This is a genomic window from Streptomyces zaomyceticus (assembly GCF_014656215.1).
GTDB classification, from domain to species: Bacteria; Actinomycetota; Actinomycetes; order Streptomycetales; family Streptomycetaceae; genus Streptomyces; species Streptomyces zaomyceticus.
Map to the genome: position 1 here is coordinate 137,496 of NZ_BNBZ01000001.1, position 14,030 is coordinate 151,525.

Below are 14,030 nucleotides of genomic sequence, written 5' to 3' on the forward strand. Positions count from 1 at the left end.
GTACCCAGTCCGGCTGAACCGGGAGGGCGCTCGCTCGCTGCGAGACATACATTAGCGCAAGCAGGGGGGTGCTCCGCCAATCGGTATCGCCGCGGGCACCACCTGGGCACCGGCGATGCGTCGCGGATGCATCAGGGAAGCTCTCCAGGGAAGGTGGAGCTCATGCGATACAAGCTGACGTTCGTCGTAGGACTCGCCCTCGGTTACGTGGTCGGCACGCGGGCCGGGCGCGAGCGCTACGAGCAGATGAAGAAGTCCGCGAAGGAGCTCGCGCAGAACCCGGCCGTGCGCAACGCCGCCGAGTCCGCCGCGCAGACCGGGCGGCAGGTCGCGGGCAAGGCCGCGCACGTCGTGGGCGACAAGGTGGGCGACAGGCTGCCGACCTCGGTGACCGACCGGTTCCACGCGCTGTCCGGGCGCGGCGGGGCCAACGGGAAGGTCGAGGACGACGACTGGGGCACCAGCAACACCTGAACCGCCTCACGTGCGGCAGAATCAGGTGTCATGGGGATAGTCGCAGGACTCGACAGCTCGGCGGAGTTCACACGCATCGTCGTCTGTGACACGGACACGGGTGCCGTACTGCGGCAGGGATACGCCCCTCACCCGGGCGAACCCAAGGCCGTCGACGTCGACCCGCAGACCTGGTTGCTCTCGCTCGGGGAGGCCGCCACCGGCGGGCTCCTGGAGGGCGTGGAGGCCATCGGTGTGTCCGCGCAGCAGCACGGGCTCGTACCGCTCGATGCGCAGGGCGGCCTGGTGCGGCCCGCGCTCGTCCGCAACGACAAGCGGGCCCAGGTCGCCGCCGCCGATCTCGTCGAATCGCTCGGCGGCCGCCAGGCCTGGGCCGAGGCCGTCGGCTCCGTACCCGGCGCCGGGCAGCCGGTCGCCAAGCTGCGCTGGCTGGCCCGCACCGAGCCCGAGAACGCCCGGCGGATCGCGATGGTCCTCCAGCCGCACGACTGGCTGGTCTGGCAGCTCCTCGGCCGGCCCGCCCGGCGCACCACCGACCGCGGCGCCGCCTCCGGCACCGGTTACTGGTCGGCCCGCACCGGCACGTACCGCCCCGATCTGGTGGACCTGGCCCTCGGCCACCAGGCCGTGCTGCCCGAGGTCCTCGGCCCGGCCGAGGCGGCCGGCACCACGCCCGAGGGGCTCCTCATCTCCGCCGGTACGGGCGAGACGATGGCCGCCGCGCTCGGTCTCGGGCTCGGCCCCGGCGACGCGGTGGTCTCGCTCGGCGCCTCCGGCTCCGTGATGGCCGTCCACCACGAGGCCCTTACCGACCCCGACGGCATGATCACCTCCTTCGCCGACGCCGCCGGCCTGCACCTGCCGGTCGTCTCCACCTCCAACGCCGTACGGGCGCTGCGCGGGACCGCCGAGATGCTGGGCCTGGAGTCGCTGGACGAGCTCTCCGCGCTCGCGCTGAAGTCGACGCCCGGCGCCTCCGGGCTCGTCCTGCTGCCCTATCTGGAGGGCGAGCGGACCCCGAACCTTCCGCACAGCGCCGGGACGCTCAGCGGGCTGCGGCGCGAGTCGATGAGGCCCGAACACCTCGCGCGGGCCGCGTTCGAGGGGATGCTCTGCGCGCTCACCGACGCCATGGACGTGCTGCGCGGGCGGGGCGTCGAGGTGCGGCGGGTCTTCCTGCTCGGCGCGGCGGCCGCCCTCCCGGCGGTACAGGCGCTCGCGCCCGCGCTGTTCGGCGCGCAGGTCGTCGTCCCCCAGCCGGCCGACTACGCGGCGCTCGGTGCGGCCCGGCAGGCCGCCTGGGCGCTCGGGGTGGCGCGGGGCACGCTGTCGCCGTCCACTCCCCCGGCCTGGCAGGGGGCGGTCGCGCAGATCCTGGAGCCGGGCGAGGACCTGCCGGCGGGCCGGGCGGTGCGACAGCAGTACGTGGCGACGCGGGACCAGATCCACCCGGGCGCGTTCGGTTCGTAAAGTCTTCCCCAGGGCTTCGCCCGCACCCCGAAACCGAGTCGTAACGCCCCGGCGGTGCGGGCGATAGTGGAGCCGTGCTCATAAGACTTCTCCGAACCCACCTCGGGCCCTATCGAAAACCCATCGCACTGCTCGTGCTGCTCCAGTTCCTGCAGACCTGCGCGAGCCTCTATCTGCCGACCTTGAACGCGGACATCATCGACAACGGTGTCGTCGACGGGGACACCGGATACATCCTGCGCTTCGGCGCCCTGATGGTCGGCGTCTCCGTCGTCCAGGTCGTCTGCAACATCGGGGCCGTGTTCTACGGCGCCCGCACCGCGTCCGCCCTGGGCCGGGACATGCGCGCCGCGGTCTTCGACCGGGTGCAGTCGTTCTCCGCGCGGGAGCTGGGGCAGTTCGGCGCGCCCTCGCTGATCACCCGCACGACCAACGACGTGCAGCAGATCCAGATGCTCGTCCTGATGGCGTTCACCCTGATGGTCTCCGCGCCCATCATGTGTGTCGGCGGCATCGTGATGGCCCTCGGCCAGGACGTGCCGCTCTCGGGTGTGCTGCTCGCCGTGGTGCCGGTCCTCGCGGTCTCCGTCTCCCTGATCGTGCGGCGGATGCGGCCGCTCTTCCGGACGATGCAGGAGCGTCTCGACACGGTGAACCGGGTGCTGCGCGAGCAGATCACCGGCAACCGGGTGATCCGGGCGTTCGTGAAGGACGGGTACGAGGAGGAGCGGTTCCGCGGTGCCAACGCGGAGCTGACCGATGTCTCGATGGCGACCGGCCGGCTGATGGCGCTGATGTTCCCGGTCGTGATGACCGTCGTGAACATCTCCAGCGTGGCGGTCGTCTGGTTCGGCGCGCACCGGATCGACAGCGGCGGGATGCAGATCGGCGCGCTGACCGCGTTCCTCGCCTATCTGATGCAGATCGTGATGGCGGTCATGATGGCCACCTTCATGTTCATGATGGTGCCGCGGGCCGAGGTCTGTGCCGAGCGCATCGAGGAGGTCCTCGGGACCGAGTCCAGCGTGGTGCCGCCGGCGGAGCCGGTGACGACGCTCGACCGGCGCGGGCACCTGGAGGTCAGGAGCGCGGACTTCCGGTACCCGGGTGCGGAGGAGTCGGTGCTCGTGGACGTCGGGCTGGTGGCCCGGCCCGGTGAGACCACCGCGATCATCGGTTCCACGGGCAGCGGGAAGTCGACCCTGCTGGGGCTCGTGCCCCGGCTCTTCGACGCCACCGGCGGCGAGGTCCTCGTCGACGGCGTCGACGTCCGGAAGCTCGACCCCGGCCTGATGGCGAAGACCGTGGGACTCGTCCCGCAGAAGCCGTACCTGTTCTCCGGGACCGTGGCCACCAACCTGCGGTACGGGAAGCCCGACGCGACCGACGAAGAGCTGTGGCACGCCCTGGAGGTGGCCCAGGCGGCCGACTTCGTACGGAAGCTGGAGAACGGGCTCAACGCGCCCATCGCCCAGGGCGGCACCAATGTGTCCGGCGGGCAGCGGCAGCGGCTCGCCATCGCGCGGACCCTGGTGCAGCGGCCGGAGATCTACCTCTTCGACGACTCGTTCTCGGCGCTCGACTACGAGACGGACGCCCTGCTCCGGGCGGCACTCGCCCGGGAGACGGCCGACTCGACCGTCGTGATCGTCGCCCAGCGGGTCTCCACCATCCGGGACGCCGACCGGATCGTCGTCCTCGACGAGGGACGGGTCGTCGGCACCGGGCGGCACCGGGAGCTGATGGCGGAGAACGAGACGTACCGGGAGATCGTCCTCTCCCAGCTCACCGAGGCGGAGGCAGCCTGATGGCCGGTCCTGGCGGACGCATGATGGCCGGTGGCGGCCCCGACCAGCGGTCGATGGACTTCAAGGGCTCGGGCAAACGGCTGCTGAAGCAGCTGGCGCCCGAGCGCGGTGCGCTCTGGGTGATGCTCGTCGCCGGTGTGCTGTCGGTGGCGGCCTCCGTGGTCGGCCCGAAGATCCTCGGCAAGGCGACCGACCTCGTCTTCGCGGGTGTGGTCGGACGGGAGATCGAGGGCGGTACGAAGGCGGAGGCGATCGAGCGGCTGCGCGCCGCGGGCGACTCCGGCATGGCGGACATGCTGTCCGGGGTCAACTTCACGCCGGGGCAGGGGATCGACTTCTCCGCCGTCGGCGAGGTGCTCCTCGTGGTCCTCGGTGTGTACGTGGCGGCGGGCCTGCTGATGCTGGTCTCCACCCGGATGTCGATCAAGGTGATCAACCGGACGGTCTACCGGATGCGGGAGGACGTCCAGACGAAGCTGTCGCGGCTTCCCCTGTCGTACTTCGACAAGGCGAAGCGCGGCGAGGTGCTGTCGCGGGCGACCAACGACATCGACAACATCTCGCAGACGCTCCAGCAGTCGATGGGCCAGCTGATCAACTCGCTGCTCACGATCGTCGGCGTGCTCGCGATGATGTTCTGGATCTCGCCGCTGCTCGCCCTCGTGGCGCTGGTCACGGTGCCGGTCTCGGTCTTCGTCGCGGCGAAGATCGGCAAGCGCTCGCAGCCGCACTTCGTGCAGCAGTGGAAGTCCACGGGCGCGCTCAACGCGCATGTGGAGGAGATGTACAGCGGGCACACCCTGGTGAAGGTCTTCGGCCGGCAGGCGGAGTCCGCGGACGACTTCCGCGAGCAGAACGAGGCCCTGTACGAGGCCGGGTTCAAGGCGCAGTTCAACAGCGGCGTGATGCAGCCGGTGATGTTCTTCATCTCGAACATAAATTACGTCCTGGTGGCGGTGGTCGGCGGTCTGCGGGTGGCGAGCGGCACGCTCTCCATCGGTGACGTGCAGGCCTTCATCCAGTACTCGCGCCAGTTCTCGATGCCGCTGACGCAGGTCGCGTCGATGGCGAACCTGGTGCAGTCGGGTGTCGCGTCCGCCGAGCGGATCTTCGAGCTCCTCGACGCCGAGGAGCAGGAGCCGGACGCCGGGACCGACGGACTGGGGGCGCCCCTGGCCGAGGACTGGGAACCGTCCGACCTCAAGGGCAAGGTGGCGCTCGAGGGCGTCTCCTTCCGCTACGAGGCCGACAAGCCGCTCATCGAGGACCTGTCGCTCTCGGTGGAGCCGGGCCAGACGGTCGCGATCGTCGGACCGACGGGCGCGGGCAAGACGACCCTGGTGAACCTGCTCATGCGGTTCTACGAGGTGACGGGCGGCCGGATCACCCTCGACGGGGTGGATATCGCGAAGATGTCCCGGGAGCGGCTGCGGACCGGGATCGGCATGGTCCTCCAGGACACCTGGCTGTTCGGCGGCACCATCGCCGACAACATCGCGTACGGCGCCACGCGCGCGGTGACCCGGGCGGAGATCGAGGAGGCGGCGCGGGCCGCGCACGCCGACCGGTTCGTCCGGACCCTGCCCGAGGGGTACGACACGGTCATCGACGACGACGGGGCGGGGGTCAGCGCGGGCGAGAAGCAACTGATCACCATCGCGCGGGCGTTCCTGTCCGACCCGGTGATCCTGGTCCTCGACGAGGCCACCAGTTCGGTCGACACCCGCACCGAGGTCCTCATCCAGAAGGCGATGGCCCGACTGGCCCACGGGCGCACGTCGTTCGTGATCGCGCACCGGCTCTCCACGATCCGGGACGCGGACGTGATCCTGGTGATGGAAGGCGGCTCGATCGTCGAACAGGGCACGCACGAGGAGCTGTTGGCGTCCGGCGGTGCCTATGCCCGGCTGTACGCGGCGCAGTTCGCGCAGGCGGTCGCCGAGGTCGACTGACCTCGCGGCCGGGCAGCCGTGCGGTGATCGACTCCGGGTGACCCGTGTCGCATGATGTGCGGCATGGGTCACTTGGAGAAGAACAAGGGTCATTGGGTGCCGTCCGTCGCCCTCCGGGCAGGAATATCGGCGGCACGGACGGCCGCGCTGCTCCTCGACGGGTCCGGCCGGGTCCGCGGGGACGCGGACCTGGTCTTCGAAGGGCAGCCCGCGCACCCGTCGGGTGCGGTGCGGCTCGGCCCGTCGGGCCTCGACCTCGACCTGAACGAGGTCGAGCCCGCGGTGGAGCGGATCGTGATCGTCGGCTGGAGCCGGCACGGCGGCTTCGGAGAGCCCCCGGTGCTCGACGTGGTCGCTCCGGACGGTTCGGCCGTCCTGTCGTACACGCCGACGGAGGCGCCGGACGTGCCCGCCGTCGCCTTCGGCGCCTTCCACCGGGAGGCGGGCGGCTGGAAGTTCGACGCTCTCGCGGAGGGATACGGGTCCGGGCTCCCGGGCCTCGTCACGGCGTACGGGGTCGAGGTCGCGGAGGACGAGCGCGTACCGGTGCTGGCGGGCCCGGTGCCGCTCACCGGTGTGGTGAAGGTCCCGGGCGGGGCTCCGGCTCCCGGCGGGTACCTGCCGGGGTACTTCCCCCCGCCGGAACGGCCGTACCGGCTGGTGGACGGCTGGGAGTTCGGCCCGGTCTTCGAGCCCTTCACCGCCGAGGGGCACGGCCACCAGGTGATCACCGTCGACGCCTCGGTCCCTCCGGGTCCCGTCCTGGTCGAGATGGCGCACGAGGGAGAGGGGTGGGTCTCCCTCCATCCGCTCGGCAGGAGGAACAAGGACGAGGATTTCCTCTTCGCCACCGCGCTGCCCGACTTCCGGGGCAGCAAGATCCACGAGGCCCCCGAGGGCCGTCCGCTGCGCTTCCGTGTCACCGCCCCGGGCCGGTGGGTGCTGCGGGTGAAGCCGGTCGCGGCGGCCCGCCGGGTGGAGACCGTCCTGCACGGATACGGCGCCGAGGCGCTCCTGTACACCGGCGGAGAAACCGACCTCCAGATCGACTTCTACGGCTCGCTGGAGATCGAGAACGGGTACATCAGCCTCTACACGTACGAGACGAAGGGCCGCACGACCGTGCCGAGCGACGACCGGTTGCTGATGAGCACCAACGGAAGGCTGCGGCGGTCGGTTCCCCTTTCGGCGGGACCACTGGTGCTGCGCTACTACGCGACGGGCCCGTGGACGATGACCGTCCGGGACTTCACCTAGTCCAGATACCCCCGCAGCTGGTCCGCGTACGCGTGGTCCCGCAGTTTGCTGAGGGTCTTGGACTCGATCTGACGGATGCGTTCGCGGGTCACGCCGAAGATCCGGCCGATCTCCTCCAGGGTGCGGGGCCTGCCGTCGTCGAGGCCGTAGCGGAGCTGGACGACCTTGCGTTCGCGCTCGCCGAGGGTGGAGAGGACGTCCTCCAGGTGGCGGCGGAGCAGCAGGAAGGCCGCGGACTCGACGGGTGAGGCGGCGTCGCCGTCCTCGATGAGGTCGCCGAGGGCGACGTCGTCCTCCTCGCCGACGGGGGCGTGCAGGGAGACGGGTTCCTGGGCGAGACGGAGCACTTCGCCGACCCGCTCGGGAGCCAGGTCCAGCTGTGCGGCGACCTCCTCGGCGGTGGGTTCGTAGCCGCGTTCCTGGAGCATGCGGCGCTGGACGCGGATGACCCGGTTGATGAGTTCGACGACGTGCACGGGGACGCGGATGGTCCGGGCCTGGTCGGCGAGGGCCCGGGACATCGCCTGGCGGATCCACCAGGTGGCGTACGTGGAGAACTTGTAGCCACGCGCGTAGTCGAACTTCTCGACGGCCCTGATGAGGCCGAGGTTGCCCTCCTGGACGAGGTCGAGCATGGTCAGGCCGCGGCCCACGTAGCGTTTGGCGACGGAGACGACGAGGCGGAGGTTGGCCTCGATGAGCTTGCGTTTGGCGATCCGCCCCAGGACGACGAGCCGGTCCAGGTCGCTCGCCAACCGGGAGTCCAGGTCGGGGGTGTTGGCGAGTTTCTCCTCGGCGAACAGGCCGGCCTCGACACGGCGGGCGAGATCGACCTCCTCCTCGGCGCTGAGCAGCGGGATGCGGCCGATCTCGCGGAGGTACTGGCGGAAGAGGTCGGAGGAGGGTCCGTTGCCGCCGAGGTCGGGCCGTCGGCGCTGGGGCGGTATCTCCGGTTGCTCGTCCGGTGCGGCGGTGGACGGTTCCTGGGACACGATCTGGGTCTGCACGGCGGGCGACCTCCAGGGGGGTGATCGCTGCCGGTCCGGGGGCGTAGGGCAGCGGGACGACACCGTCACCCAGTGTGGGGTACGACACAGTGCGCCCACGAGGGGCGTGCGGTGACTTTTTGAGACCGCCGGGTGACGGAACGTGCGTCAGAGGGCGGCGGCGCCGTTGTTCCGCAGGGACTGCCCGTACTGGGTGAGGACCCAGAGTTCGTTCTGGACGGCGGCGAGCTGCTCGGGGTCGCCCTGGGCGCCGAGCCGGGCCAGGGTGCCCTGGACGTCGCGGATGCGCCGGTCGACGGCGCGGAGGCGGACGGTGACGAGCTGGTCGCCGGCGTAGGCCTCGTCGACGTTCTTGGCGAAGATCGTCTCGACGGCGAGTTCGGTGACGAGGGCGCGCACGGTGTCGTTGGGCGCGGCCTCGCGGACGGTGTCGAGGTAGTCGGAGGGGGCTCCGGTGGCGCCGCCCGCGTCCTGGACGCACTGGCGGACGGCCGCGTAGGGCGGGGCGGTGAACTCGTCGACCCCGTAGGCGTCGAAGGCCGGGGAGACCAGTTCGGGGCGCTGGAGGGCGAGTTTGAGGAGTTCGCGCTCGGTGCGGTGGGCGGGGCTGCGCAGGTTGAGTGCGGGGCCGGAGGAGACGGCGGCCGGGGACGGGCCCGTGGTGTCGTAGCCGCGCTGCGGGGTCTGCTGCTGCGCGGGGCCCTTGCCGCCGCGGTCGCGTGCCCAGCGGGCGAGCTGGGCGACCCGCTTGACGACGAACTGGGTGTCGAGGATGCCGAGCATGCCGGCGAGCTGCACGGCGACCTCGTGCTGGGCGCCGATGTTCTTGATGCGGGCGACGACGGGCGCGGCCTCGTCGAGGGCGCCGGCACGGCCGGCCGGGGTCTCCAGGTCGTACCGCTTCACGATCTGGCGGAGGGCGAACTCGAAGAGCGGGGTGCGGGGCTCGGCCAGCTCGGCGACGGCCGCGTCGCCCTTGGCGAGCCGCAGGTCGCAGGGGTCCATGCCGTCGGGGGCGATGGCGATGTAGGTCTCGGCGGCGAACTTCTGGTCGTCCTCGAAGGCGCGCAGGGCGGCCTTCTGGCCGGCGGCGTCGCCGTCGAAGGTGAAGATGACCCGGGCCGAGCCGTTGTCCATCAGGAGACGGCGGAGGATCTTGATGTGGTCGCCGCCGAAGGCGGTGCCGCAGGTGGCGATGGCGGTGGTGACCCCGGCGAGGTGGCAGGCCATGACGTCGGTGTAGCCCTCGACGACGACGGCGCGGCTGACCTTGGCGATGTCCTTCTTGGCCAGGTCGATGCCGTAGAGCACCTGGGACTTCTTGTAGATCGGGGTCTCGGGGGTGTTGAGGTACTTGGGGCCGTTGTCGTCGTCGCGGAGCTTGCGCGCGCCGAAGCCGACGATCTCGCCGCCGACGTCCTTGATCGGCCACATGAGGCGGCCGCGGAAACGGTCGATGGGGCCGCGGCGGCCGTCCTGGGAGAGTCCGGAGAGGATCAGTTCCTTGTCGGAGAAGCCCTTGCCGCGGAGGTAGCGGGTGAGGTGGTCCCAGCCGGCCGGGGAGTAGCCGACGCCGAAGTGCGCGGCGGCGGCCTGGTCGAAGCCGCGCTCGGCGAGGAACTTCCGGCCGATCTCGGCCTCGGGCGAGTCGAGTTGGTCGATGTAGAACTGGGCGGCGACCTTGTGCGCCTCGACCAGGCGGATGCGCTCTCCGCGCTGGTGGCCGGGGTTGTAGCCGCCTTCCTCGTACCGCAGGGTGATGCCCGCCTTGGCGGCGAGGCGCTCGACCGTCTCCGAGAAGGAGAGGTGGTCGATCTTCATCACGAAGGCGATGGTGTCGCCGCCCTCCTGGCAGCCGAAGCAGTGGAAGAGTCCCTTGCTGGGGCTGACCTGGAAGGAGGGCGACTTCTCGTCGTGGAAGGGGCAGAGGCCCTTGAGGTTCCCGCCGCCCGCGTTGCGGAGCTGGAGGTACTCGGACACGACGGCGTCGATCGGGACCGCGTCCCGGACCGCCTTCACGTCGTCATCGTTGATCCTGCCTGCCACGCATGAAGTGTACGGGGGTCCGGGGGTCGCCCCCCGGGGGCGCGGGGGGCGGGTGACTCACCCCGGTCAGATCAGGCTCTCCAGGGGTACGGAGGCGTCGGCGAGGGCGTCGGTGTCCACGGCCGTACGGGCCCGGATGAGCTGCTGGATGGGGTCTGTGACGTCCCACACATTCACGTTCATCCCGGCGAGGACCCGGCCGCCCTTGAGCCAGAAGGCGATGAACTCGCGCTTGCCGGTGTCGCCGCGGACCACGACCTGGTCGTACGAGCCGGGGGGCGCCCAGCCGGAGTACTCCATGCCCAGGTCGTACTGGTCGGAGAAGAAGTAGGGGACGCGGTCGTAGGAGACGGTCCGGCCGAGCATGGCGCGGGCGGCGGCGGGGCCGCCGTTGAGGGCGTTGGCCCAGTGCTCGACGCGGAGCCGGGTGCGCAGCAGCGGGTGGTGGGCGGCGGCGACGTCCCCGGCGGCGAAGACGTCGGGGTCGGAGGTGCGCAGCGACTCGTCGACGGCGATGCCGCCGCCGTCGGCCCGGTCGACGAGGGCGAGCCCGGAGTTCTCGGCGAGGGCCGTACGGGGCGCGGCGCCGATCGCGGCGAGCACGGCGTGCGCCGGGTGCTCCTCGCCGTCGTCGGTGCGGACGGCGAGGACGAGGCCGTCCTGGCCGACGATCTCGGTGAGCCGGGCGCCGAAGTGGAAGCGGACGCCGTGGTCGCTGTGCAGGTCGGCGAAGAGCTGGCCGAGCTCGGGGCCGAGGACCCGGTGCAGCGGGGTGGGGTCGGACTCGACGACGGTGACCTCGGCGCCGTAGCCGCGGGCGGCGGCGGCGACCTCCAGGCCGATCCAGCCGGCGCCGGCGATCACCAGGTGGCCGTTGTCCCGGCCGAGGGAGGAGATGACCTGGCGGAGCCGGTCGGCGTGGGCGAGCCGGCGCAGGTGGTGGACGCCGGTGAGTTCGGTGCCGGGGATGTCGAGGCGGCGCGGCTCGGCGCCGGTGGCGAGGAGCAGCTTGTCGTAGCGGATGACGGTGCCGTCGCCGAGGCGCACGGTGCGGGCCTCGCGGTCGACGGCGGTGACGGACTGCCCGAGGTGCAGTTCGATGTCGTTCCGCGCGTACCAGGCGGCCTCGTGGACGAAGACGCTGTCGCGTTCCTTGGCGCCGGTGAGGTAGCCCTTGGACAGGGGTGGGCGCTCGTAGGGGTGGTCGCGTTCGTCGCCGATGAGGATCACCCGGCCGTTGAACCCCTCGGCACGCAGGGTCTCCGCCGCTTTGGCCCCTGCCAGGCCCCCGCCGACGATGACAAAGGTCTGATCTGCGTCGACCACGTCGTTTCCTCCTCTTTGCGACCGCTTCCAACCTACGCCCCCGGGCGTTCCTCGGGCCGTTCCGCCTCGGGCCGTGCATGCGAGCGTCCCGCACGGAGGGTGGCGGCGGAAGAGGGCCCGGGGTGGCGCCTACCCGTGGTGTGGCCGGAGATGGGCGTGGAGGGCCCGGGCGGAGGCGTCGGTGAGGGAGGCGATCTGGTCGACGATGACGCGCTTGCGGGCCCGGTCGTCGCTTGCCTGGTCGAACAGGGAGCGGAACTGCGGTTCGAGTCCGTCGGGGGCGCGGGCGACGAGGGCTTCGGCGAGTTCGGCGACGACGATGCGCTGGTCGGCGCGGAGGGCCTCCTGCTCGGCGCGCTGCATCACGTACCGGTCGGCGACGGCCTTGAGGACCGCGCATTCGTTGCGGGTCTCGCGGGGGACGACCAGTTCGGCGCCGTAGCGGGTGAGCCGGCCGGAGCCGTGGGCGTGCCGCGTGGCGCCCTCGGCGGCCAGCGCGAACCGGCCGATGAGCTCGCTGGTGGCGTCCTTGAGCCGGGCCTGGGCGACGGCGGAGCCGTCGTAGCCGTGCGGCCACCACTCCTGGTCGAGGAGCCGGTCGAGGGCCTCGGCGAGTTCCCGCGGGTCGGTGTCCTCGGGGACGTAGCGGCCGATGGCGACGGACGCGATGTCGGCGCGCTCGGGTTCGGCGAGGAGCAGGTTGGGGTCGATGTGCCCGGCGTGCAGGCCGTCCTCGAAGTCGTGGACGGAGTAGGCCACGTCGTCGGCCCAGTCCATGACCTGTGCCTCGAAGCACTTGCGGTGGCCGGGGGCGCCCTGCCGGATCCAGGCGAAGACGGGCAGGTCGTCCTCGTACACGCCGAACTTGGGCGAGCCGGGGTCCTCGGGGTGGCCGCCGCGGGGCCACGGGTACTTGGTGGCGGCGTCGAGGGCGGCCCGGGTGAGGTTGAGTCCGACGCTGACGAGCTCTCCGTCGGCGTCCTTCACGAAGCGCTTGGGTTCGATCCGGGTGAGGAGGCGGAGCGACTGGGCGTTCCCCTCGAAGCCGCCGCAGTCCTTGGCGACGTCGTTGAGCGCCTGCTCGCCGTTGTGCCCGAAGGGCGGGTGGCCCATGTCGTGGGAGAGGCAGGCGGCCTCGACGAGGTCGGGGTCGCAGCCGAGGGCGGCGCCGAGCTCCCGTCCGACCTGGGCGCACTCCAGGGAGTGGGTGAGCCGGGTGCGGGGGCTGGCGTCCCAGGCGCGCCCGCGGGTGCCGGGGGTGACCACCTGGGTCTTGCCGGCGAGCCGGCGGAGCGCGGCGGAGTGGAGCACGCGGGCGCGGTCGCGCTGGAAGGCGGTGCGGCCGGGGCGTTTGTCGGGCTCGGCGGCCCAGCGGTCGGTCGCGGCGGAGTCGTAGCCGGGGGTGTCGGTGGCGCCGGTGTGGTCGGCGGTGACGGTGAGGTCCGGGCCGCCCTTGGTCTCTGCGCTGTCTGTGCCGTCTGTGCCGTCTGTGTTGTTTGCGATGCCTTCCATGCATCGAAGGTAACCGGAGGGACCGACAGAAGTGCTCAGACGGTGGCGAGTTCCCGCTCCCGGGTGGTCGCGCGGAGTGCTGCGTCGTAGCGGTGCAGGACGAGGCGGGCGAGGGCGGGGTGGGCGCCGAGCGGGGCGGCGGCGATCCAGGGGGCGTGGGCGGCGGCGCGGGTGGCGAAGAGACCGGGGGCGGTGAAGCAGGAGGCGACGGCGACCCGGTGGCGGCCCCGGGCGGCGAGGGCGCGGACGGCCTCGGGGACGGTGGGCGCGGCGGCGGAGGTGTAGGCGGGGACGACGGGGACTCCGCCGAGCCGCTCGCCGAGGCGGGCGGCGATACGGCGGATCTCGGCGCCGGAACGGGGGTCGCGGGAGCCCGCGGAGGCGAGGACGACCCCGGTGCCTGCGGAGGTTCCGTCCTCGGTGTCCCAGCCGGCCTGCGCGAGCCGGTCGGCGAGGGCTTCGACGAGCAGCGGGTGCGCGCCGAGGGGTTCGGCGACGCGGGCGCGGAGGGCGGGCTCGGCGGCGAGGGCGGCGGGCAGGTCGTGGGTGACGTGGTGGCCGGGGGCGAAGAGCAGCGGGACGAGTACGGCGTCCCGGCCTTCGACGGCGAGCCCGGCGAGGGTGGTGTCGAGGAGCGGGGTGTTCAGCTCGATGTGCGCGAGCCGTACGTCGAGTCCGGGCCTCAGCTCGCGGACGCGGTCGAGGAGCCGGTTCAGGGTGGCCCGGGCGCGGGGGTCCCGGCTGCCGTGGCCGACGGCGACGAGGGTGGGGGCGGTCGGGGCCGTTCCCGCGAGGGCGGGTCGGGCCGGGGCAATTCCCACCGGGGCGGGCTCGGCGGGGGCGGGCGCGGCACGGCCTGTGATGTTCATGGGCGGGGTTACCTCCTGCTCCTGCTTCCGTGGCCGGTGGCCGTACAGACGCAGGTGGCCGAGCTGGGTTCCGAGCTGCTCGGTGATCCTGCCGAGCAGCTCGGCGGCGTTGGCGAACGTGCTGTCCGGCTCCGTCATGCACCGATCCTGCGGGTCCCAGGTTGCCTGCCCGTTGCACGGGGGTCACGTCTGTTTTCCCCGCCCTCACGTGTGTGTTTCGCCGGCCTCACGGGCCTGGCCCGCCGACTGTCAGGCAGGGTGCCCCCACCTACCCTGCCCCCTTTCCCGATTCCGAATCACGGAATATCT

The 14,030-nt window shown here is 71.8% G+C and carries 10 protein-coding genes; 5 read left to right on the top strand and 5 right to left on the bottom strand.

Translation table 11 applies throughout. The features are described 5' to 3' along the window. Nucleotides 1-162 precede the first annotated feature (162 nt). From IE311_RS00625 to IE311_RS00645, 5 genes are all read left to right on the top strand, one after another. A complete protein-coding gene (locus IE311_RS00625) occupies nucleotides 163-474 on the top strand; it encodes a YtxH domain-containing protein (RefSeq protein ID WP_189829500.1) in 312 nt (103 codons plus the stop codon). A 30-nt stretch (nucleotides 475-504) separates the two neighbouring features. Continuing rightward, nucleotides 505-1,944, top strand: coding sequence for an FGGY family carbohydrate kinase (locus IE311_RS00630; protein WP_189829501.1), 1,440 nt, complete (start codon nucleotides 505-507; stop codon nucleotides 1,942-1,944). A 74-nt stretch (nucleotides 1,945-2,018) separates the two neighbouring features. After that, entirely contained in the window at nucleotides 2,019-3,752 is a 1,734-nt protein-coding gene (locus tag IE311_RS00635; protein ID WP_189829502.1) for an ABC transporter ATP-binding protein, read from the top strand. Continuing rightward, nucleotides 3,752-5,704: an ABC transporter ATP-binding protein gene (locus IE311_RS00640; protein WP_189829503.1), complete on the top strand. Its 1,953-nt coding sequence runs from the start codon at nucleotides 3,752-3,754 to the stop codon at nucleotides 5,702-5,704. The genes IE311_RS00635 and IE311_RS00640 overlap by 1 nt, the downstream gene beginning before the upstream one ends. 63 nt (nucleotides 5,705-5,767) lie before the next feature. Next, a complete protein-coding gene (locus IE311_RS00645) occupies nucleotides 5,768-6,961 on the top strand; it encodes a TerD family protein (RefSeq protein WP_229901649.1) in 1,194 nt (397 codons plus the stop codon). Here IE311_RS00645 and IE311_RS00650 read toward each other — a convergent pair. The 5 genes from IE311_RS00650 to IE311_RS00670 form a co-directional block, all read right to left on the bottom strand. Next, nucleotides 6,958-8,037 (bottom strand): RNA polymerase sigma factor, encoded by a 1,080-nt coding sequence (locus IE311_RS00650; RefSeq protein WP_373313712.1) that lies wholly within the window; start codon nucleotides 8,035-8,037, stop codon nucleotides 6,958-6,960. The genes IE311_RS00645 and IE311_RS00650 overlap by 4 nt on opposite strands. A 78-nt stretch (nucleotides 8,038-8,115) precedes the next feature. Then, nucleotides 8,116-10,014: a DNA primase gene (gene dnaG, locus IE311_RS00655; RefSeq protein WP_189829505.1), complete on the bottom strand. Its 1,899-nt coding sequence runs from the start codon at nucleotides 10,012-10,014 to the stop codon at nucleotides 8,116-8,118. Nucleotides 10,015-10,080: 66 nt separating this feature from the next. After that, nucleotides 10,081-11,340: an NAD(P)/FAD-dependent oxidoreductase gene (locus IE311_RS00660; protein WP_189829506.1), complete on the bottom strand. Its 1,260-nt coding sequence runs from the start codon at nucleotides 11,338-11,340 to the stop codon at nucleotides 10,081-10,083. Between the two features lie 129 nt (nucleotides 11,341-11,469). Continuing rightward, nucleotides 11,470-12,852: a deoxyguanosinetriphosphate triphosphohydrolase gene (locus IE311_RS00665; protein ID WP_229901650.1), complete on the bottom strand. Its 1,383-nt coding sequence runs from the start codon at nucleotides 12,850-12,852 to the stop codon at nucleotides 11,470-11,472. A 35-nt stretch (nucleotides 12,853-12,887) separates the two neighbouring features. Then, entirely contained in the window at nucleotides 12,888-13,859 is a 972-nt protein-coding gene (locus IE311_RS00670) for a sirohydrochlorin chelatase (RefSeq protein WP_229901651.1), read from the bottom strand. Nucleotides 13,860-14,030 lie beyond the last annotated feature (171 nt).